Source organism: Nocardioides sp. SYSU D00065 (genome assembly GCF_017916425.1).
Taxonomy (GTDB): Bacteria; Actinomycetota; Actinomycetes; order Propionibacteriales; family Nocardioidaceae; genus Nocardioides.
On sequence record NZ_JAFMSX010000001.1, the window covers coordinates 424,442 to 445,520 of the forward strand.

19 protein-coding genes are annotated in these 21,079 nt (G+C 73.1%); 4 read left to right on the forward strand and 15 right to left on the reverse strand.

Annotation, left to right across the window (positions count from 1 at the left end):
- Positions 1–43: 43 nt before the first annotated feature.
- The 8 genes from J3P41_RS02120 to rimP form a co-directional block, all read right to left on the reverse strand.
- Positions 44–1,021: a hypothetical protein gene (locus J3P41_RS02120; protein WP_210648604.1), complete on the reverse strand. Its 978-nt coding sequence runs from the start codon at positions 1,019–1,021 to the stop codon at positions 44–46.
- Complete coding sequence (locus J3P41_RS02125; protein WP_210648605.1) at positions 1,014–1,952, reverse strand: bifunctional riboflavin kinase/FAD synthetase; 939 nt, start codon at positions 1,950–1,952, stop codon at positions 1,014–1,016. The genes J3P41_RS02120 and J3P41_RS02125 overlap by 8 nt, the downstream gene beginning before the upstream one ends.
- Positions 1,953–2,008: 56 nt before the next feature.
- On the reverse strand, positions 2,009–2,866 hold the full coding sequence (truB, locus tag J3P41_RS02130) for a tRNA pseudouridine(55) synthase TruB (protein ID WP_210648606.1): 858 nt from the start codon (positions 2,864–2,866) through the stop codon (positions 2,009–2,011).
- Complete coding sequence (gene rbfA, locus J3P41_RS02135) at positions 2,866–3,327, reverse strand: 30S ribosome-binding factor RbfA (RefSeq protein WP_210648607.1); 462 nt, start codon at positions 3,325–3,327, stop codon at positions 2,866–2,868. The genes truB and rbfA overlap by 1 nt, the downstream gene beginning before the upstream one ends.
- Positions 3,328–3,393: 66 nt before the next feature.
- On the reverse strand, positions 3,394–6,228 hold the full coding sequence (gene infB / locus J3P41_RS02140) for a translation initiation factor IF-2 (protein WP_210648608.1): 2,835 nt from the start codon (positions 6,226–6,228) through the stop codon (positions 3,394–3,396).
- Between the two features lie 99 nt (positions 6,229–6,327).
- Positions 6,328–6,627, reverse strand: coding sequence for a YlxR family protein (locus J3P41_RS02145; RefSeq protein ID WP_210649692.1), 300 nt, complete (start codon positions 6,625–6,627; stop codon positions 6,328–6,330).
- A gap of 102 nt (positions 6,628–6,729) precedes the next feature.
- The gene (nusA, locus tag J3P41_RS02150) at positions 6,730–7,707 is read right to left on the reverse strand and encodes a transcription termination factor NusA (protein WP_210648609.1); all 978 of its coding nucleotides are present in this window, start codon (positions 7,705–7,707) and stop codon (positions 6,730–6,732) included.
- Positions 7,707–8,186 (reverse strand): ribosome maturation factor RimP, encoded by a 480-nt coding sequence (gene rimP / locus J3P41_RS02155; RefSeq protein ID WP_210648610.1) that lies wholly within the window; start codon positions 8,184–8,186, stop codon positions 7,707–7,709. The genes nusA and rimP overlap by 1 nt, the downstream gene beginning before the upstream one ends.
- Positions 8,187–8,300: 114 nt before the next feature.
- Here rimP and J3P41_RS02160 point away from each other — a divergent pair, with 114 nt between their 5' ends.
- Together J3P41_RS02160 and J3P41_RS02165 are read left to right on the forward strand one after the other, a co-directional pair.
- Positions 8,301–8,804, forward strand: a complete 504-nt coding sequence (locus J3P41_RS02160; protein WP_210648611.1) for a hypothetical protein — start codon at positions 8,301–8,303, stop codon at positions 8,802–8,804.
- The gene (locus tag J3P41_RS02165; protein ID WP_210648612.1) at positions 8,801–9,229 is read left to right on the forward strand and encodes a DUF4439 domain-containing protein; all 429 of its coding nucleotides are present in this window, start codon (positions 8,801–8,803) and stop codon (positions 9,227–9,229) included. The genes J3P41_RS02160 and J3P41_RS02165 overlap by 4 nt, the downstream gene beginning before the upstream one ends.
- A gap of 323 nt (positions 9,230–9,552) precedes the next feature.
- Here J3P41_RS02165 and J3P41_RS02170 read toward each other — a convergent pair whose 3' ends face one another.
- Together J3P41_RS02170 and J3P41_RS02175 are read right to left on the reverse strand one after the other, a co-directional pair.
- Entirely contained in the window at positions 9,553–11,328 is a 1,776-nt protein-coding gene (locus tag J3P41_RS02170) for a proline--tRNA ligase (protein ID WP_246861427.1), read from the reverse strand.
- A 101-nt stretch (positions 11,329–11,429) separates the two neighbouring features.
- Positions 11,430–14,018, reverse strand: coding sequence for a CHAT domain-containing protein (locus J3P41_RS02175; protein WP_210648613.1), 2,589 nt, complete (start codon positions 14,016–14,018; stop codon positions 11,430–11,432).
- Between the two features lie 108 nt (positions 14,019–14,126).
- On the opposite strand from J3P41_RS02175, the gene J3P41_RS02180 reads away from it, so the two are divergent.
- The gene (locus tag J3P41_RS02180; protein WP_210648614.1) at positions 14,127–15,407 is read left to right on the forward strand and encodes a S8/S53 family peptidase; all 1,281 of its coding nucleotides are present in this window, start codon (positions 14,127–14,129) and stop codon (positions 15,405–15,407) included.
- A gap of 18 nt (positions 15,408–15,425) precedes the next feature.
- Here the strand turns inward: J3P41_RS02180 and J3P41_RS02185 are convergent, their stop codons facing one another.
- A complete protein-coding gene (locus tag J3P41_RS02185) occupies positions 15,426–15,884 on the reverse strand; it encodes a hypothetical protein (RefSeq protein WP_210648615.1) in 459 nt (152 codons plus the stop codon).
- Positions 15,881–16,375, reverse strand: coding sequence for a sigma-70 family RNA polymerase sigma factor (locus J3P41_RS02190; protein WP_307861787.1), 495 nt, complete (start codon positions 16,373–16,375; stop codon positions 15,881–15,883). Before J3P41_RS02190 ends, J3P41_RS02185 begins: the two co-directional genes overlap by 4 nt.
- 217 nt (positions 16,376–16,592) lie before the next feature.
- On the opposite strand from J3P41_RS02190, the gene J3P41_RS02195 reads away from it, so the two are divergent.
- Positions 16,593–17,552 carry a hypothetical protein gene (locus J3P41_RS02195; RefSeq protein WP_210648617.1) on the forward strand — a complete coding sequence of 320 codons (960 nt, stop codon included), beginning with the start codon at positions 16,593–16,595 and terminating at the stop codon, positions 17,550–17,552.
- Positions 17,553–17,562: 10 nt separating this feature from the next.
- On the opposite strand, the gene J3P41_RS02200 is transcribed toward J3P41_RS02195, so the two are convergent.
- From J3P41_RS02200 to J3P41_RS02210, 3 genes are all read right to left on the reverse strand, one after another.
- Positions 17,563–18,414: a GNAT family N-acetyltransferase gene (locus J3P41_RS02200; RefSeq protein WP_210648618.1), complete on the reverse strand. Its 852-nt coding sequence runs from the start codon at positions 18,412–18,414 to the stop codon at positions 17,563–17,565.
- Positions 18,415–18,478: 64 nt separating this feature from the next.
- Positions 18,479–19,630 carry a flavodoxin-dependent (E)-4-hydroxy-3-methylbut-2-enyl-diphosphate synthase gene (gene ispG / locus J3P41_RS02205; RefSeq protein ID WP_210648619.1) on the reverse strand — a complete coding sequence of 384 codons (1,152 nt, stop codon included), beginning with the start codon at positions 19,628–19,630 and terminating at the stop codon, positions 18,479–18,481.
- Positions 19,631–19,724: 94 nt separating this feature from the next.
- Positions 19,725–21,071, reverse strand: coding sequence for an RIP metalloprotease (locus J3P41_RS02210; RefSeq protein WP_210648620.1), 1,347 nt, complete (start codon positions 21,069–21,071; stop codon positions 19,725–19,727).
- Between the last annotated feature and the right edge of the window lie 8 nt (positions 21,072–21,079).

Below are 21,079 nucleotides of genomic sequence, written 5' to 3' on the forward strand. Positions count from 1 at the left end.
CGACACGGATCCTCCACGATGAGGATCGCGGTCGCGGCGGACCTCAGGCCGTACGCCGCAGCGCGCGGTAGGCGGCGCGGACGCTCACCGCTCGCTCCAGCTCCCGCACGATCGAGCTGAAGAACTGCGCGCGGTAGACCTCGTCGGTGACGGCATAGACGGTGAAGTAGAGCCCGCTGAAGGCGGCGAGGAACGTCGAGACCTGGACCAGCTGCCAGTTGGCGCGGTCGAGGGTGCCGATCTGGTCGAGGTCCTCGCCGGTCCACCCGGCCACCACCCCCGCGTCCATCACCAGCAGCCCGAAGACCACGAAGAAGACGAACACGCTGACGCTGAGCAGCACCACCTGCACGAGCTGGGTGATGAGGAGCATCAGCACCAGGTTGGCCTTCTGCAGCCCGCCGACCGCGACGTCCTCGGCCACGTCCGGGTCGTCACCCCGGCCGAAGCCCTCCAGCGGCGTGCCCTCGAGGTGGCGCGAGAGCTGGGCGGCGTCGACCTGCTCGTCGAAGCCCGCCAGCTCCTCGGGCAGACGAGCCAGGAGGAACGCGACGGTGATGGCCAGGAACAGCGCCACCGTCAACCACATGACGCGACCGTCGAGACGTGCCGAGACCTCCCACACCTCGGCGTTGATGAACAAGAAGGTGACGAACAGCAGCAGCAGCGGCAGCGCGCGCGTCACGAGCGGGAACAGCAGGCCCAGGCTGGAGAAGGTGCGGTGCGCCGCCCACCGTGCGATGACCCAGGCACGCAGGGCGAAGAGCGCGTAGAGCCCGATGCTCAGCAGCCCCACGTTGATCCCTGGGACCAACCCGTCGTCCCACTCCAGGTGGTCGGTGAGCGCGAACCCGACGCAGACTGCCACCACGAGCAGCAGGGCCACCAGACCCACCTGCACCAGCCGGCCGCGCGAGAGGCCCCGGTGCACCTCGGTGCGGATGTCGTCGACGAAGTAGGGCAGACCGTGGTCGACGAACCACTGCTCGGCCGCGACGAGCTCCGGGCCGGGGTCAGCCACCCAGGACCTCGCGCGCCCGGCGTACGTCGCCGTGCATCGTCTCGACCAGCGCCTCGATCCCCTCGAACCGGACCATCCCGCGCAGGCGGTCGACGAAGGCGACCTCGACCTCGACGCCGTAGAGCTCGAGGTCGTCGCGATCGAGCACGTACGACTCCACCCGGCGCTCCCGCTCGCCGTCGAACGTCGGGTTGGTGCCCACCGAGATCGCCGCCGGGAACCGCTCGCCGGTGTCGAGCCGGGTGAGCCAGCCGGCGTAGACGCCGTCCGCAGGGGCTGCGTCGACCGGCGGGATGGGCACGTTGGCGGTCGGGTAGCCCAGCTCGCGGCCGCGCTTGTCGCCCTCGACCACCGTGCCGCGGACGGTGAAGGGCCGACCCAGCGCCTCGGCCGCGCCGGCGACGTCGCCGGTGGCGAGGCACTGGCGGACGTAGGTCGAGCTCCACACCTGCGGACCGCCGTCCAGGGCGACCCCGACGGTCTCGAAGTCCCGGGTCGAGCCCGCCTCGACGAGGGTGGCGACGTCGCCGGCCGCCTTGGCGCCGAAGCGGAAGTTGGCGCCGACGACCACGGCCCGCGCGCGCAGCGTGCCGACCAGGATGCGGTCGATGAACTGCTCGGGCGACCAGCCCGCCACCCCGCGGTCGAACGCGACGACCAGGACCGCGTCGACGCCCGCTGCCTCGAGCAGCCCGGCGCGGGTGCCGATGGAGGTGAGGGTCGGTGGCGCGTGCTCGGGTCGCAGCACCGCCATGGGGTGGGGATCGAAGGTCACCGCCACGACGGTGTCGACGCCGAGGCGCTCCGCGGCCGCGCGTGCCTCGCGCAGCACGTGGGCGTGGCCGAGGTGCACGCCGTCGAAGTTGCCGATGCTGACCACCGTGCGGCCGAGGTCGGCCGGCACGTCGTCGACGTCACGCCAGATCTGCACGGCGGCAGCCTACTGTCGCGCCCGAGGGTGTCCGGCGGCCTCCCCCCGGGCAGCGCTCAGACGAACACGGCGACCGGCTTGGCCCGCTCGCCCCGCTGCTCGTAGAGAGCGAGGAACTCCCCGCCGGGCGCGAACACCGCATGCGTGCCGTCGCCGGGCAGGACCAGCTCGAGCGGCCGGCCGAAGCGGACGTGCGCCGCCTGCGCGTCGTCGAGGTCCACCACCGGGAACGTCGCGCGGGCGGCGTCGCCGATCGGCAGGACCGCGAAGCCGTCGGCCAGGTGCTCCAGCGTGCGAGCCACCGACAGGTCGAACGACCCGACGGCGGTGCGCCGCAGCGCCGTCAGGTGGCCGCCGACCCCGAGGTCCGCGCCGAGGTCGCGGGCGATGGCGCGGATGTAGGTGCCCGACGAGCAGCGCACGGAGATGCGTACGTCGGGCAGCGCCACCTCGTGGACGACCAGCTCGTGGACGGTGACGGGCCTCGCGCTCAGCTCCACCTGCTCCCCCGCGCGCACCCTCGCGTAGGCGCGCTGGCCGTCGACCTTGATCGCCGAGACGGCGGTCGGCACCTGCTCGATGTCGCCGACGAAGCGGGCCAGCGCCCGTCGTACGACGTCCTCGCCGAGGCCGTCCGTCGACGCCGTCGAGACCACCTCGCCCTCCGCGTCGTCCGTGGTGGTCGACGCGCCCAGCCGGATCGTGGCGTCGTAAGCCTTCTCCGTGAGCATGAGGTGGCCGAGCAGCCGCGTGGCCCGCTCGACGCCCAGGACCAGGACGCCCGTCGCCATCGGGTCGAGGGTGCCGGCGTGGCCGACCTTGCGGGTGCCGGCGAGCCGGCGGACTCGGGACACGACGTCGTGCGAGGTCATGCCCGGGGCCTTGTCGACGACGACCAGACCGGGGTCGACCATCAGGGGCGGTCGTCCTCGTCGGAGTCGTCGTCGAGGTCGTCCTCGGGCGCGCGCGGCTTCTTGTAGGGGTCGGCGTCACCGGCGTAGGCCTCGACGCGGCGGGCAGCGACCTCCTCGTCCAGCTTCCTGGCCCGCTCGAGCACCTCGTCCAGCGCGCGTGCGCTCTCGGGCAGCGCGTCGGGGACGAAGGTCAGCGACGGCACGATCCGCATGCCGAGCTGCTTGGCGACCTCGGAGCGGATGACGCCCTTGGCCGACTCGAGCGCGGCAGCGGTGCTGTCGAGCTCCTCGTCGGTGCCGAGCACGGTGTAGAAGATCGAGGCCTGCTGGGAGTCGCCGGTGACGCGGACGTCGGTGACGGTGACGAAGCCGAGGCGCGGGTCCTTGATCCGGCGCTCGAGCATCTCGGCGACGATCACCTGGATCCGGTCGGCGATCTTGCGGACGCGGGGGTTGCTCATGGGCTCACTCTCTCAAACGCCGACCGGGCACCTGCAAGGCGCAGGTGCCCGGTCGACTGGTGCGGATCAGCTGCGCGGGATCTCGCGCATCTCGAAGGACTCGACGATGTCGCCGATCTTGATGTCCTGGTAGTTGCGGAGCACCAGACCACACTCGAAGCCCTCGCGGACCTCGGACGCGTCGTCCTTCTCGCGGCGCAGCGACGCCAGGTCGAGGTTGTCGGCGACGACGTTGCCGTCGCGCAGCAGCCGGACCTTGGCGTTGCGTCGCACGACGCCCGAAGTGACCATGCAGCCGGCGATGTTGCCGGTCTTGGACGAGCGGAAGATCTCGCGGATCTCCGCCTGGCCGAGGATGGCCTCCTCGTACTCGGGCTTGAGCATGCCCTTGAGCGCGGCCTCGATCTCCTCGATGGCCTGGTAGATCACCGTGTAGTAGCGGATCTCCACACCCTCGCGATCGGCCATCTCGGTCGCCTTGCCCTGCGGGCGGACGTTGAACCCGATGATGATCGCGTCGGAGGCGGCGGCCAGGTCGACGTTGGTCTCGGTGATGGCACCGACGCCGCGGTCGATGACGCGGATGGAGACCTCGTCGCCGCCCACGTCGATCTTGGCGAGGGCGTCCTCGAGCGCCTCGACCGAACCGGACACGTCGCCCTTGAGGATGAGGTTGAGCTCCTGGCTCTCGCCCTTCTCCATGGAGGCCATGAAGTCCTCGAGGCTGCGACGCACGCGACGCTTGGCCTGCATGGCAGCCCGCTCGCGCGCCTCGCGCTTCTCGGCGATCTGGCGGGCCATGCGGTCGTCCTCGACCACGATGAAGTTCTGGCCCGCACCCGGCACCGCCGAGAGGCCCAGCACCATCGCCGGACGCGAGGGGTCGGCCTCGACGATCTCGTTGCCGTACTCGTCGAGCATCGCGCGGACGCGGCCGTGGGCCGGACCGGCGACGATCGAGTCGCCGACCCGCAGCGTGCCGCGCTGCACCAGCACGGTGGCGACGGGACCGCGACCACGGTCGAGGTGCGCCTCCACCACGAGGCCCTGCGCGTCCTGCGTGGGGTTGGCACGCAGGTCGAGCGAGGCGTCCGCGGTGAGGACGACGGCCTCGAGGAGCTTGTCGAGGTTGAGGCCGGCCTTGGCCGAGACGTCGACGAACATCGCGTCGCCGCCGTACTCCTCGGGGATCAGGCCGTACTCGGTGAGCTGGCCGCGGACCTTGGTGGAGTCGGCGTCCGGCTTGTCGATCTTGTTGACCGCGACGACGATCGGGACCTCGGCCGCACGGGCGTGGTTGAGCGCCTCCACGGTCTGGGGCATCACGCCGTCGTCCGCCGCCACCACGAGGATCGCGATGTCGGTGGCCTGGGCACCACGGGCACGCATGGCGGTGAACGCCTCGTGACCGGGGGTGTCGATGAGGGTGATGCGCCGGTCCTCGCCGTCGACCTCGGTGTGGACCTGGTAGGCACCGATGTGCTGGGTGATGCCGCCGGCCTCCTTGTCGACCACGTTGGCGTCGCGCAGCGCGTCGAGCAGCTTGGTCTTTCCGTGGTCGACGTGACCCATGACGGTGACGACCGGCGGGCGGACGACCAGGTCGGCCTCGTCGCCCTCGTCGGCGCCGAACTCGAGGTCGAACGTCTCGAGCAGCTCGCGGTCCTCGTCCTCGGGGGAGACGATCTGGACGACGTAGTTGAGCTCCTCGGCGAGCAGCTCGAACGTCTCGTCACCGACCGACTGGGTCGAGGTCACCATCTCGCCGAGCGAGAACAGCATCTGCACGAGGGCCGCCGCGTCGACGTTGATCCGCTCGGCGAAGTCGGTCAGCGAGGCGCCACGCGGGAGACGCACGGTCTCGCCGTTGCCCTTGCGGACGCGCACGCCACCGATCGTCGGGGCCTCCATGGCCTCGAACTCCTGGCGACGGGCGCGCTTGGACTTGCGTCCGCGACGCGAGGGACCGCCCGGGCGACCGAAGGCGCCCTGGGTCTGCCCACGCTGGCCGGGACGACCGCCACCGGGACGACCGCCGCCCGAGGGGCCGAAGCCGCCGGGGGCACCGCCCGGGCCACCACGGCCCGGAGCACCAGCGCCGGCGCCGGGACGACCCGGAGCGCCGCGGCCGGGAGCACCCGGACGACCGGGGCCACCACCGGGGCCGCCACGAGCCGGTCGGGCGCCCGGCCCGTTGCCGAAGGCGGCCGGGCTCTTGGGCATCATCGCCGGGTTGGGACGCGGCATGCCGGGACGGGCCTCGCCACCGGCCGGCGGGCGCGGCGGACGGGTGTCGTCGCCGCTCGTGCGGGGCGCAGGGCGCGAGCCCATGCCCTGGCTGGGGGCGAAGGGGTTGTTGCCCGGGCGCGGCGCGCCGGGCCTGCCGACCGGCCGCGGAGCCGGGGTCCCCGACTTGGCGGCGGGCGCTGCGGGCGTCGGTGCGGCGGGCGACTGAGCCGGCGCTGCGGGAGCCGGAGCGGCCGGGGCCTGAGCCGCCGGGGCCTGGGGCGCGGCGGCAGGAGCCTTGGGTCCGGGCCGGGGACCGGGACGGGCGGCGGGAGCCGCCTGCTCGGCCGGAGCGGCGGGTGCCGGGGCGGGTGTGGCCGGGGCGGGCGCCTCGGCCGCGGCGGGCGGCGCAGCGGGCTTGGGGCCGGGCTTGGGCGCGGCCTTCTTGGCGGCGGCCTGCTCGGCCGGCGCCTCGGTCGCCGTCCCTGCGGGGGCGGCGGCAGCGGCAGCCTTCAGCTGGTCGCCGTACTGCTTCTTGAAGCGCATCTCGACGGGGGGCTCGACAGTCGACGACGCCGACTTGACGAACTCGCCCATCTCCTTGAGCTTCTCGAGAACGAACTTGCTCTCGACTCCGAACTCCTTGGCGAGTTCGTGGACTCGGGTTTTTGCCACGGTTGGTCTCTACTCCTTCTGGTCCGAGACCCCAGAAGGAGAGGGGAAACGGAACAGCTAGTGGGTGTGCAAACTCATCGCGAGTGACTCATCGAGTGCTCATGAGCTGCGTGCTCCAGTTTCTGGTCGGTGCTGCAGTGATTCGGACTGGTCCAGCGAGGCGAGGTAGTCCTCCACCGGAGCGTCGGCGAGCGTGATGCCCGAGCGGAGGGCCCGGGGAAGAGCTTGGCGTCGCACCGCGAGCTGCCAACACTGCGGCGTGGGGTGCAGGTGCGCCCCGCGGCCGGGTGCCCGGCGGTCCGGATCGGGAACCAGGGCCGGTCGACCCTCGGCGTCCGAGCCCGCGACCACGCGGAGCAGCTCGCTCGCAGCGGCCCTGGCCCGGCAACCCACGCACATCCGGACGGGTCCGGCGGCAGGGGTGTCAGACGTGGTGGCCACTGACCTCCACTCTACGGGGTCGGGCCACCGGTTGACGAACTGGGCGCCGTCCCCCGACCGTCACTCGGGCGCCGGCGCCTCGTCCGAGCGGATGTCGATGCGCCAGCCCGTGAGCCGGGCGGCGAGACGGGCGTTCTGGCCCTCCTTGCCGATGGCGAGGGAGAGCTGGAAGTCCGGGACCACCACCCGGCAGGAGCGGGCGGCCAGGTCGACGATCTCCACCGCGGTCACCCGGGCGGGCGACAGGGCGTGGGCCACGAGCTCGGCGGGGTCCTCGGCCCAGTCGACGATGTCGATCTTCTCGCCGTGCAGCTCGCTCATCACGTTGCGCACGCGCTGGCCCATGGGGCCGATGCACGCGCCCTTGGCGTTGACGCCCGGGACGGTGGAGTGCACGGCGATCTTGGTGCGGTGCCCGGCTTCCCGGGCGATCGCCGCGACCTCCACGGTGCCGTCCGCGATCTCGGGCACCTCCAGGGCGAACAGCTTCTTCACCAGCGCCGGGTGCGAGCGCGAGAGCGTGATCTGGGGACCGCGCATGCCCTTGCGGACCGAGGTGACTAGGCACTTGATGCGCTCGCCGTGGACGTACTTCTCCCCCGGTACGCGCTCGCTGACGGGCAGCAGCGCCTCGAGCTTGCCGAGGTCGACCATCACGTCGTCGGGGTTGCGGCCCTGCTGGATCGTCCCGGAGATGATGTCGCCCTCCTTGCCGGCGAACTCCCCGAACCGGATCTCGTCCTCGGCGTCGCGCAGCCGCTGCAGCATCACCTGCTTGGCGGTGGTCGCGGCGATCCGGCCGAAGCCGGCGGGGGTGTCGTCGTACTCCGGACCGGCGGTGCCGTCCTCGCCGACCTCGCGGGCCCACACGGTGACGTGCCCGGTCTTGCGGTCCAGCTCGACCCGCGCGGGGTGCTGGGACTCGGTGGCACGCTGGTAGGCGGTCAGCAAGGCCTGCTCGATGGCCTCGGCCAGCACCTCGAAGGAGATCTCCTTCTCGCGCTCCAGCATCCTCAGGATGCTCAGGTCGATGTCCATCAGTCGTCCTCACTCTTGCGGTTGAACTCGATCTGCACGAGGGCCTTCGCCACGTCGGCGTAGGCGACCTCGCGCTGCGTGCCGGAGACGTCGAGGGTCGCCGACTCCTCGGTGGAGGCGAGGACGCGGCCGGTCAGGCTCGACCCGTCGACGAGCGTGGCCTTGACCAGCCGGTCCTCGTTGCGCCGCCAGTGCCGCGGCAGGGTCAGCGGCCGGTCGACGCCGCGGGAGGTCACCTCGAGGGTGTAGGGCATCTCCCCCATCACGTCGGACTCGTCGAGCACCCGGGACACCTCGCGCGTGGCGGCGGCGACGTCGTCGAGCGTGACGCCGCCGTCCTTGTCGACCGCCACGCGGAGCACGCGACGCTTGCCTGCCGGCGTCACCTCGACCGCCTCGACGTCGAGGCCCAGCTCGCGCAGGGGGTCGGTCAGCTCCGCTTCGATGCGGTCCCGGGTGGCGTCCTGGTGGGTGCTCATCGGCTGCGACCTCCTTGTGCTGTTGTCGGGTGAACACCCTACCGGCCGCGGCCGAAGCCCCGACATCCCCGGCGACGGCGGCGTCGACGTCCGTCGGGTGGGTAGTCTCCGGGGGTGCCAGGACGCCTGCTGACCCGTCGTACGACGCTCGGTACGGCACTCGCGGCGCCCCTCGTCCTGGGGGCCTGTGACATCGACCCGCCGGCGCGCGACGACGCGTCCGCCTCCCCGACCCCGCCTCCGCCGGAGGACTCCGAGCTCGTCGCGCGGGTGGTCGCCGAGCTCGTCCGGGCCCGGTCCGTGGTGGACGCCGCGACCTCGTCCGTCCCGGAGCTCGCCGGCCGGCTCGCGCCGGTCGCGTCCGCCCACGCCGAGCACCTCGAGCTGCTGGTGGGAGCGGTCCCGGACGCCGAGCCGCCCACCTCGCCCCCACCCACGCTCGCGCCGCAGATCCTGCGCGCGCTGGGCGCCGTACGCCGCTCGGAGGCCCGCCTGCTGCGCGAGGTCCGCACCGCGTGCGTCGGCGCGGCGAGCGGCGACCTCGCCCGCGTGCTGGCCGGCGTCGCCGCGTCCACCGCGCAGCACGCCGCCGCACTGGACGCCGAGGTGACCGCGTGAGCGACCTCGACGCCCTCCAGGCGACGCTGACCGACGAGCACGCCGCGGTCTACACCTACGGCGTGCTGGGCGCGCGGACCTCCCAGTCCGCCACCCCGGTCCTCTACGACGCCCTCGTCGCCGGCTACCGGCGACACCGGGCGCGGCGCGACCAGCTGCGGGTCCTGGTGGGAGACGCCGGCGGCGACCCAGTGGTGGCAGCGCCCGCCTACGAGGTCGACGGCCGGGCGCTCCGCAGCAGCGACGTGCAGGCGGCGGCCCTCGCGATCGAGGTCGCGAGTGTCGAGGTGATGCTCGCCCTGGTGGCCCGCTCGACGGGCAGCGTGCGCGAGTGGGCGGTCACCGAGGCGGTCTGGTCCGCCGCGTGGCAGCTGGAGCTCGGCGGCACCGCCCAGACATGGCCCGGCGCGCCCGAGCTCGGGTGAGGACCGTGACCGGCGGGCGACGCCGCAACAGGCCCTGCAACGAGTGAGCGGCCCGCGGCCTCAACCCTTGGGAAAGTCCCGAGATCTCTCCCAAGGGCCGAGGACGCGGACCGCCTGTGGGGTTGGTCAGCATCACCCTGTGTGGTCCCTCCTGTGGGGGAGGCGGGGCCACATGCACAATCATGCATTCGCTGCAGCGCGCGGGAAAGGCCGATTCACCTGCAGGTTCCTGCAACGCACAAAGTTGCAGTGCACCGGCTCACGCGGCTGCGCCGACGACGTCGTGGCCGATCCGGGTCACCACGCGACTCGGATCTCCCCGATCACGCTCGGACGGCCTGGACGATCCTCCCGGCCGCGGCGTCGAGCGCCACGTCCTCGCGCTCACCGGACCTCCGGTCGCGGAGCTCCACGTTGCCGTCGGCCAGCCCGCGGCCCACCGTGACGATCGTGGGTACGCCGATGAGCTCGGCGTCCTTGAACTTCACGCCGGGGCTCACCTTGCCGCGACGGTCGTCGTAGAGCACCTCGATGCCCTGGGCGGCGAGGTCGGCGACCAGCTGCTCGGCGGCGTCGAAGATCGCGTCCTCCTTGCCGGCCGCCACGACGTGCACGTCGGCGGGCGCCACCGCGCGGGGCCAGCAAAGGCCGATCTCGTCGAGGGTGTTCTCCGCGATGGCGGCGACGGCACGCGAGGGCCCGATGCCGTAGGAGCCCATCGTCACGGTGACGAGCTTGCCGTTCTCGTCGAGCACCTGCAGCCCGAGCGCCTCGGCGAACTTGCGGCCGAGCTGGAAGATGTGGCCCATCTCGACGCCGCGCGCGGCCTCCAGGATGCCGTCGCCGCGCGGGCAGGGGTCGCCCGCACGCACCTCGGCGGCCTCGATCGTGCCGTCGGGGGTGAAGTCGCGACCCACGGTGAGGTCGAGCACGTGGCGACCGGGCTCGTCGGCGCCGGTGACCCAGCGAGTCCCTTCCACGACCCGCGGGTCGACGAGGTAACGGATGCCGGACGTGCCCTTCTCGCCGAGCACGCCGGGGCCGATGTAGCCCTTGACGAGGTCCGGGTACTTCGCGAAGTCCTCGTCGTTGAACGGCCGGAACTCGGCCGGGTACAGCGTCGCCTCGAGCCGCTTGGGGTCGACCTCGCGATCGCCGGGGACGCCGATCGCCAGCGGCTCGCTCGTGCCGTCGAGCTGCGTGACGACCATGAGCACGTTCTTGAGCGTGTCCTCGGCCGCCCACGGGCGGTCCTCGCGCGGGAACGAGTCGTTGAGCAGCTGGACCAAGGAGTCGATGGTGGGCGTGTCGGGGGTGTCCTCGACGTGCGCGTCGGGCGCGTCGTCGTACGGCACCGGCGCCGGCGACGGCGTCTCCACCGCCTCGACATTGGCGGCGAACCCGCAGGCCGGGCAGGTGACGTAGGTGTCCTCGCCGACCGCGGCCTTGGCGAGGAACTCCTCCGACTTCGAGCCTCCCATCGCGCCGGCGTGCGCGCGCACGATGACGTACTCGAAGCCGAGCTTGTCGAAGATGCGGATGTAGGCCTCGCGGTGCTTGGCGTACGACGCGTCGAGCCCCTCGTCGGAGACGTCGAAGGAGTAGGAGTCCTTCATGATGAACTCGCGCCCGCGCAGCAGGCCGGCACGCGGGCGGGCCTCGTCTCGGTACTTCGTCTGGATCTGGTAGATCGAGAGCGGCAGGTCCTTGTAGGACGAGTAGAGGTCCTTCACCACGAGGGTGAACATCTCCTCGTGGGTCGGGCCGAGGAGGTAGTCACCGCCCTTGCGGTCCTGGAGCCGGAAGATGTTGTCGCCGTACTCGGTCCAGCGGTTGGTGGCCTCGTAGGGCTCACGGGGCAGCAGCGCCGGGAACGACAGCTCCTGCGCGCCGATGTCGTCCATCTCCTCGCGGATGATGTCCTCGATCTTGCGCAGCACGCGCAGCCCGAGCGGCAGCCAGGTGTAGATGCCCGGGGCGTTGCGGCGGATGTAGCCCGCGCGGACCAGCAGCCGGTGGCTCGGGACCTCGGCGTCGTTGGGGTCGTCGCGCAGGGTGCGCACGAACAGGGTCGACATGCGGAGGACTCGGGCTGCCATGTGCGCAAGGATAGGTGCGGCGCTCCGAGCACCGCGAACCAGTTCGGCCGCGGTCGCGGCGACCGGAGACCGCACCCGTCCACCGGCCCGGTGATCGCGCGTCAGGTGCCAAGCACGGTGAACGACGCGGCGGTCGCGGCCCGCACCGGGTCGGTCGCCGCCGCCTGCCGCGCGGCCAGCAGCGCCTCGCCCAGTCCGGCGCCGCCGCGCAGGGCCGCGTGGAGGACGACCATCACCTCGACGGTGGCGGCGTCGTCGACCTCCCCGAGGCTGGAGACGATCCCGGCGGTGCCCATCGACAGGAGCGCGGCGGAGAGGCCGAGCAGCTCTTGCGCACCGACCGGCGCCATCTCCCCCGACTCGCACGCCGAGAGCACGACGCGGTGCGGGGGCCGTGCGAGTCGCTGGAGATCGTGCACGAGCAACGGCCCGTCGGCGAGCGTCAGCGAGGAGAAGAGGGGACTGTCCTCCCGGAAGTGACCGTGGGCCGCGACGTGGGCCAGGGCTGCTCCATCGAGCGCCGCCAGCGAGGCCTCGACCGTCGCGGCCCCGCCGTCGAGCACCTCGGCGCGCGGATCCTCGGCGGCCACAGCGGGGACCTCGGCCCCGCCGGTGGCGAGGCCGGGCCCGACCAGCAGCACGCGCCGGTCGTCGACGGCGGCCGCGGAACGGGCGCGCAGCCACAGCCGGGCCGACGGCGTGCTGGTCACCGGCCGGTCGGCGAGCCCCGGGACCATCCCCCACGGGATGCCCTGCAGGGCGGTCGTGGCGGAGACGACCACGCGGGCGTTGCCGACTCCGTCGAGCGCCGGTCCGAGCAGGGCACGCTGCAGGCGGGCGCCGGCCACGTCGAGCTGCGAGCGGCGGCCGCGGGTCGCCTGCCGCAGCGTGTAGAGCGCGAAGTCCACGGCCGCCCGGGCGGGTGCCGCATCGCCGACGGGGACGTGGCGCACCCGCCGCCGCCCCGCCACCAGCGCGTGAAGGGAGCCGTCGACCTCGGTGAGCTCGACGAGGACCGTGTCGTCCTCGGCGAGCGCGTCCAGGAGCTCGCCGACGTCCAGCGCCGCTGGTGCGACGCCCGTGCCCCGCGCGTGCATCAACCGTTGGCGCACCGACTGCTCGAGACGGGTGGCGCGGGCCTGGAGGCGCTCGGTAACAGCGCCCTCGGCGCGGGCCTGCGCCAGGCGCCGGTGCTGGGCCCGGAGGGCGGCGAGGTCCGCGGTGGTCGCTGGGTCGTGCTGGACGTACGCCGGGGGCAGCGCCAGGGCGTTGGCCCGCCACCGCTCGGACCACCGCAGCAGCTGACGGGCCTCGCCGGACGCGAGCGCGGTCCGGGTCCCCAGCGCGGCCAGCGCTCCCCCCTGCCCCGTCGCGACGGCCCGCAGCTCCGGGCTGCCGAGCGTGGCCTGGTGCTCGTCGATGGCTCGCAGCCCGTGGTCGCACGCCCGCAGCACCCCGCCGACGTCGCCGTCGGCCTCGCGACGCAGAGCCAGCGCCAGCCAGCCCAGAGCACGGGTGTCGCCCCTCGGCGCCCGGCGGAACAGCGCCGCCTCCTCCAGCCACCCCTGCGCCAGCCCGGCGGCCCTCGGTGAGCGGACGGACCGGGCGAGCCGAGCCCCGAGCAGCAGCGCCTGCGGCAGCTCGGCGACCTGCGCGTCCCGCGAGGCGTCGACCAGCCGCTGCGCGCGCCGCAGGAGCGGGCCGGCGGGGAGGCCGGCCTCGGCCCGGGCGGTGACGGCGAGGAGGTCGGCCCGCAGCCGGTGGACGTGACGCGACTGCCTGGCCAGCAGCCGGCCGGCCGCATCGGCCGCCGACGTGGCCCGCGAGAAGTCCCCGGCCGCCAGCGCGGCCTGCGCCACCGCGACCAGGAGGTCCGCCTCCTCCCGGGGCTGCAGCGGCCGCGCCACGAGGGCCCGCTCGACCACCTCGAGGGCGTCGCCGGCCAGGCCGGCGGCGAGGTAGGCCTCACACCGGTCCGTGACCAGGTCCACGTCGGTCATCCCCAGCGCGTCGTAGCGGGCGCTGGCGTCGGCGTACAGCTCGAGCGCTCCCGGCAGGTCGCCGCGGACGAAGGCCAGCCACCCGGCGTTGTGCCGCGCCAACGCCACGTCCCACCCGTTGCCGACCGCGTCGGAGAGCGCGCTGTAGGCCCCGAACGCGCGTGCCGCGCGGTCGAGGTCGCCGAGCCCGACGGCGACCAGACCCTCGAGGTTCAGCGCGCGTCCCTCCCAGACGTGGTCCCCCGCACCGGCGAAGAGCCCGAGCGCCCGCTGCAGGTCCGCGGCGCTGTCCTCGAACCGGGCGAGCAGGAAGCCCAGCACCCAGGCCCGACGCACCAGCACGCGGGCCAGTGGAAGCCCGTCGAGCGCGGCGGCCGCCCGGTCGAGGTGCCGCAGGCCCTCCCCCACCCGGCCCATCGTGCAGAGCGTGCCGCCGAGGGTCGCCAGCACGTCGGCCCACCGACCGCGCTCGCCCGAGCGCCGCGCGAGCCGCAGGGCGGTGCGCAGCTCGACGAGGGCCGTCGCCGGGTCGCCCGCGTCGCGCACGACGATCCCCACCACCTGGTGCCCGATCGAGGCCACCGCCGGGTCCGGGTGCGGTACGAGCTCGGCGGCGGCGGTCGCTCGGGCGGCCGCCGGATCGGCGAACAGCGTGCGGAGCAGGTCCTCCGCCTCGTCCCTGGTCACCATGGTGCGCACATCCTCGCCGATCCGGCACGTCGCCGGCCGCGATCGGGCCGTAGGAGTCGTCCCGCGGAAAACGCCCTGCGCACGACGCGACGCCGCTAGCGTCGGGTCATGGCAGGCGACTGGAAGATCGGCAGCGACCGACGGCGACGCACCACCGACCAGCTCCGCGACTTCCGCGCGGCCAACCGCGGACAGGTGGCCTGGGACACCGAGGCGCCGGCGGACTTCACCTACATCTACCACCCCGACCGCGTGCTCGTGCGGGCCGCTGACGCCGACGCGTTCGACCGCGCGGTGGCCGAGCTCGACCGAGGCATCCTCGCCGAGGCGCCGCTGCGCGACGACGTACGGCTGCTGGATGGTGAGCTGGTGCGGTACGTGCTCGGGGAGCGCGCGGGCGGCGAGTCGGTCCCCGACGTCCTCGACCTCCTCGAGGCGGGCGGGCTGCCCCGCGGCGCGGCGTCACCGGACCACTGGGTCCACGTCTCCCCCGGTGGCGGGGGTGGCCAGCTGTGCCCGGCCATCGAGCCGCAGGAGACCGGGCTGCAGGAGCCGTGGCCCCCCGCGGCGCCGGCGCGGGAGAAGTCCTCCCGGGTGAGCGTGGTCGTGGTGGACACCGGGTGGAACCCCGCCTCCGCCGCCGACCCTCGCACCCCGTGGCTGCACGGCGTCGACGGCGACGACGAGCTCAACGGCCCCGAGCTGCGCCCCTACGCCGGTCACGGCACGTTCGTCGCGGGAGTGGTGCGCTGCGCGGCACCGGACACCGACGTCTTCGTCGAGGGTTTCGCGGTCGGCGGCGTCGGCGGTGGGGGCGTCCTCGAGTCGGACCTGGTCGTGCAGCTCGAGGAGGCGCTCGCCCACGACCCCCGGGTCATCAACCTGTCCGCCGGCTGCCGCACCCGCCTCGACCTGCCGTCGATCGCGCTCGAGACGTTCCACCGCACCCGGCTGCGCCGGCACGACACCGTCCTGGTGGCCGCAGCCGGCAACGACGCGACCTCCGCGCCCTTCTGGCCCGCCGCCTTCGACTGGTGCGTGGGCGTCGGCTCGCTCGACCGGGACGGGCGGGTCTCGGAGTACAGCAACTTCGGCGTCTCCGCCGATGTGTACGCGCTGGGCCGCAACCACGTCAACGCCTTCCCCGAGGGGACGTCCGTGTGCCACGAGAGCCCGGACAAGGGCGACGTACGCCGGTTCGACACCGCGATGGCGCGCTGGAGCGGCACGTCGTTCGCGGCTCCGCTGGTGGCGGGCCTCATCGCGCGGGAGATCGCGGAGTCGGGATCCTCGGCGAGGGACGCTCGGGACGCCGTCCTGGCCCGAGCGGCGTACGAGTCGGACCCCGGGGTGGGGCCGGTCATGGTGCTGCACGAGCCCTGGGCCTGACCGCGCCGCCCGGGCGCCTCAGGCCTCGACCCAGCGACTGCTGGCGACCGTCCCCGCGTGGCGGACCGTGAAGCGGAACAGGCCCGTGGGCTGGCCCCGGATCGCGAAGAAGCCGACCTCGTCGAGCCGGGTCGTCCACGTCGCGCCCGCCGGGGTCTCCAGAGTCACCTCGACGGACCCCATGTCTCCGTCGAAGTCCAGCAGCTGCCCGCGCACCTGCCCGTCGTCGAGCTCCGCGTCGAGCGACCAACCCTCCGCGGCGGTGAAGAGGAGCATCCGCGCGCTGGCCAGCCCGCGCACCGGGGCGGCGGGCTGGTCGACGGAGTCGCGGACCAGCACGAGCATCTCCCACTCGTGGTCGAGGTCCGCCGTCGCGACGGCGGCGACCATCGTCGCCGCCAGCCCGACCGGCGGCGGGTCGTGGGCCGCCCACATGTCACGCAGCTCGTCGAGGAGCGCGGCGTCCGGATCGGTCATCGCCCGCCCGCCTCCGCCAGCGCCGTGCGCACCTTGGCCAGGCACCGGGCCCGCGTGGGACCGATGCTCCCGACGGGCATGTCCAGGTCGCGGCTGAGGGACCGGTAGTCGGGGCGGTCGAGGAAGGCCACGACGCGCAGCAGCCGGCGACAGCGCTCGTCGACGCTCGCCACGGCCCGCCACAGCCGGGACGCCTCGTCGTCGAGCACAGCGACCTGCTCCGCGGAGTCCGCATCGGGCAGGACGGCGTGGAGCACCTCGTCCTGGACCGGGGACGTCCGGCGCGCTGTCCGCGCGTGGGCGGCTGCGCCGCGCCTGGCTGAGGTGATCAGCCAGGACGCGACGGCCTGGGGATCGTCGATGGTCTCGTGGCGGCGCACGAACCCCAGCCAGGTCGCCTGGATGACGTCCTCAGCCGACTGGCGGTCGTGTCCGTAGGCCCTCACCACGTGCCAGAGCACCGGCGTCATCGCGGCAACCAGCTCGTCCACGGCACTGGCGTCCCCTGCACGCCAGGCCGTGAACGCCCCACTGGCCATGTCCCACGGTGACTGGTCGGGCTGCCCCTCAGCCCTGCGGTCCTCCGACATGGCGACCATTGTCCCCATGTCAGCTCAGGTGGCCGCACGCGCCGTGCTGATACGTCGCAGCAACCTTTTTTCTTCCGCTCGCGTCCACCGGGGGACGACACGCAGACCTGGAGGCACCATGCACCTGCTCGGACGCGTCGCGGCGACCGCGACCGCCCTGCTCCTCGCGCCGCTCCTGCCGCACCCCGCTCCGGCGGGTGCCGCGCTCGCGGACCTGCAGCCGGAGGCGGTCGCCCGTGGCGCCGATCTCGCCCGGCCCTACCTCGAGGGCGAGACGGTCGTCGACGGCGAGCGCCGCGTCGACGTGGCGGCGCGTCACGTGGAGCTCGTGGCCCCGGCACGCGGCGGCTACGTCGTGACGACGGGTCTGGCGCAGGCGCGGGCGCTGTTCGTGGCCCACGACGGGTCCCACCGCCGCCTCCCCGGCGCCGACGGCCGCACCGCCGTCAGCGCGGACGGACGCCACTACACCGAGGCCTACCTCCTCAGCGACGGCGTGACGAAGGTCGCCGTACGCCGCATCAGCGACGGCCGTCGGCTCGCGAGCCGGGTCTTCAGCGACGTGGGCCGCTTCGCGGAGCCGATCGACCTCGAGGGCGGCCGGGTGCTGATCGGCAGCGGGGGCGGCAGGGTCATGGTGTGGCACTGGCGGCGGGACCGCCTGCGCGTGGTGGTCCACGACGAGCGGCACGTGCAGGTCGGCACGCTGACCGGCGACGTCTATGCCGCCTACGACGCGGCCGGTGAGCGCTGCACAGTCGTGGCCAGGCTCGAACGCCCCGGACGCAACCTGTGGCGCTCGTGCACGGAGAAGGTGCTGACCGTGTCCGACGACGGTCGCCGCATCGTCACCATCGACCGACGCGTCGAGCCCACGTACGAGGCGGTGCGCGAGCTCACCGCCAGGACGGTCACCGGTCGGGTGATCGGGCGTTGGAGCGCCGCAGGCTTCGCGGACGTGCGATGGGAGGCCGGCTCCGTGCTCACGTTCCGACTGATCGGCGCGACGCACACCGCGATGGTGCGGTGCACCGCAGCGGGGTGCGAGACGGCGTCGGACCCCCGGCCGCTGGGCTGACGCGCCGGCCTCAGAACATCAGCGTCGCGAACGTCGCGGTCTGCCGGAACCCGACCCGGGCGTACGCCGCTCGCGCTGGCGCGTTCCAGTCGTTGACGTACAGCGAGACGACCGGCGCCATCCCCGACCCGAGGACGTGCGCCACCACGGCGGCCATGCCACCGGCGGCCAGGCCCTCGCCCCGGCGGTCCGGACGCACCCACACGCCCTGCACCTGCGCGGCGTACGGCGTCGCGCAGGCGACCTCGGCCTTGAAGACGACGCCGTGGTCGTCGAAGCTGGCCAGGGACCACCCGCGCCCGATCAGCTGCTGCACCCGCGCGCGGTAGAGGTCGCCGCCGCCCGCGTCGTTCTCCGGGGAGACGCCGACCTCCTCGGTGTACATCGCGACGCAGGCCGGATAGAGCGCGTCGAGGTCCTGCGGCGTCGTGGGCCGCACGTCGGGCGAGGCGGGCACCGGCGACAGGTGGTCGATCTCGAGGTGCGGCTGGTGGGAGCGGAACTCGCGCGGGCGCGACCACCGCGGCCCGACCTGCTCCCACAGTGCGGCGACGACGTCGCTGGGACCAACGATGGTGCCGACGCTGCCGCGCCGCCGCAGCGCGACGTCGGCGAACGCGCCCACGTCCTCGGGCGTGCACTGCACCGGGACCAGGTTGGCGGCGAGGTGGCAGCCGGCCACGAGCTCCTCGCCCTCGAAGCGACCCCACACCTGCCCGCCGAGCCACCGCTCGTCGAGGTTGGTCAGGCGTGCGCGGTAGTCGGCGAAGACGTTGACGACCGGGTCCTGCTCGGCGAGCGCGATGAACCGGTCCCGGTCACCCGGGCCCAGCACGCGCACCTGCTCGCGGGTCCTCAGCACGTGTCGAGCCTAGAGCGGTGCGCCGCGCGGCCACCAGCGGGCCGCCTCGCAGCAGCGTGCTGGATCAGCTGACGGAGACGGTGGCCTCGGCGCCGTCGACCGGCTCCATGTCCTCGGCGAGGCGCATCGCCTCCTCGATGAGGGTCTCGACGATGCGCGACTCCGGGACGGTCTTGATGACCTCGCCCTTGACGAAGATCTGACCCTTGCCGTTGCCGGAGGCGACACCGAGGTCGGCCTCGCGGGCCTCGCCGGGACCGTTGACGACGCAGCCCATCACGGCCACGCGCAGCGGCACCTCGAGGCCGTCGAGCCCGGCGGTGACCTCCTCGGCGAGCTTGTAGACGTCGACCTGGGCGCGCCCGCACGACGGGCACGACACGATCTCGAGGCGACGCGGCTTGAGGTTCAGCGACTCCAGGATCTGCAGGCCGACCTTGACCTCCTCCACCGGCGGGGCCGACAGCGAGACCCGGATCGTGTCTCCGATGCCCTGGCTGAGCAGGTGGCCGAACGCGACCGCTGACTTGATGGTGCCCTGGAAGGCGGGTCCCGCCTCGGTGACGCCGAGGTGGAGCGGCCAGTCGCCGGCCTCGGCGAGCAGCTCGTAGGCACGCACCATCACGACCGGGTCGTTGTGCTTGACCGAGATCTTGAAGTCGTGGAAGTCGTGCTCCTCGAAGAGGCTCGCCTCCCACACGGCCGACTCGACGAGCGCCTCGGGCGTCGCCTTGCCGTACTTCTCCAGCAGCCGCTTGTCGAGGGAGCCGGCGTTGACGCCGATGCGGATCGACGTGCCGCGGTCCTTGGCCGCCTTCGCGATCTCCTTGACCTGGTCGTCGAACTTGCGGATGTTGCCGGGATTGACCCGGACGGCCGCGCAGCCGGCGTCGATCGCGGCGAAGACGTACTTGGGCTGGAAGTGGATGTCGGCGATCACCGGGATCTGCGACTTGCGCGCGATGGCCGGCAGCGCGTCGGCGTCGTCCTGGCTGGGGCAGGCGACCCGGACGATGTCGCAGCCGGACGCCGTCAGCTCGGCGATCTGCTGGAGGGTGGCGTTGACGTCCGAGGTGAGCGTGGTGGTCATCGACTGCACCGAGATCGGCGAGTCGCTGCCGACCCCGACGGACCCGACCTTGATCTGGCGGGTCTTGCGGCGCGGCGCCAGGACGGGGGGCGGGAGGGCGGGCATGCCCAGGCCGACGGAGGTCATGACGCCATCGTACGGGCCGCGCCGGCGCATCCCGGACTCGGCGGGGAGGCCTTGGCCACACCCTCGCGGGCCGCGCGAGCGGCGGTGTGGGAGGTCAGCTCAGCCGCAGCGGCACGACGATGTCGGCGACGATCAGCACGACGCCCATCACCAGCATCGCCAGCCCGACGACGTACGCCACCGGCAGCAGCTTGGCGACGTCGACGTGACCGGGGTCGGGACGTCCCCGCAGGCGTGCCACGCCCCGCTTGAGTCCCTCGTAGAGCGCCCCGGCGATGTGGCCGCCGTCCAGCGGCAGCAACGGCACGAAGTTGAACATGCCGATGAAGAAGTTGAAGCTGGCGATGAGGAACAGCAGCGTGACCAGCTTGTCGACCAGCGGGAACTCCTCGCTCGCCGCGGCCTCCCCGGCGAACCGCCCGCCGCCGACGATGGAGACCGGGCTGTCGGGGTCGCGCTCCTGCAGCCCGACGACCGCACGACCGACCTCGTAGACCTTCACCGGGAGCTGGCCGAGCGCCTGGACCGTCTCGACGGTCATCGTCCCCATCTGCTCGGTGGTGTAGAGCAGACCGCCGGTGCGCAGGCTGGTCTCGGGCTGCACGCCGAGGAAGCCCACCTCGGTGAGGTTCTCGTCCTCGAGCGAGGTCTGGCGCAGCGTGACGGTGGTGTTGGTGCGCAGCGTCAGCTGCTCCTCGCCGCGCCGGACCTCGATGACCGCGTCGCCGTCGGCGTTGTCGCGGATCTGCGCCTGCAGGCTCTCCCAGTCGGTGAACGGCGTCCCGTTGAAGCTGAGGATCTCGTCGCCGGGGCGGAGCCCGGCCTCCTTGGCCGGCGTCACCGGGTCGTCGGAGGTGCAGTCGCGCGGCATCTCCTCGACCGGGATCACGCAGGCGGGCACTGCAGCCACGGTCGGCTCGACGATCTCGTCGCGCGGGTTGCCGTAGGTCGCGAACAGCAGCACGAACAGCGAGAACGCGATGGCGATGTTGACCATCGGCCCACCCGCCATCACGATCGCCTTCTTCCACCACGGCAGGCGGTAGAAGAGCCGGTCGGTGTCGTGCTGCTTGACGTACTCCCACTCCGCGGCGCGCGCGTCGGAGATGAGCTGGGTGAACATCCCCGTGTTGGAGCGGCGCACCTTGTGCACCGGCTCGCCGTCCTCGTCGTACGTCGTCTCCTCGACGAGCTCGGCCGCGCCCGGCGGCAGCATGCCGACGATCTTGACGTAGCCACCGAGCGGGATCGCCTTGACGCCGTACTCCGTCTCGCCGATCTGCCTGCTCCACACGGTCGGGCCGAACCCGATGAACCACTGCGGCACCTTGCAGCCGAACCGCTTCGCGGGGATGAGGTGCCCGAACTCGTGGAGCCCGATGGAGACCAGGATCGCCACGACGAAGGTGACGACACCGAGGGTGTAGAGGATCGGGGTCACGCGAAGGT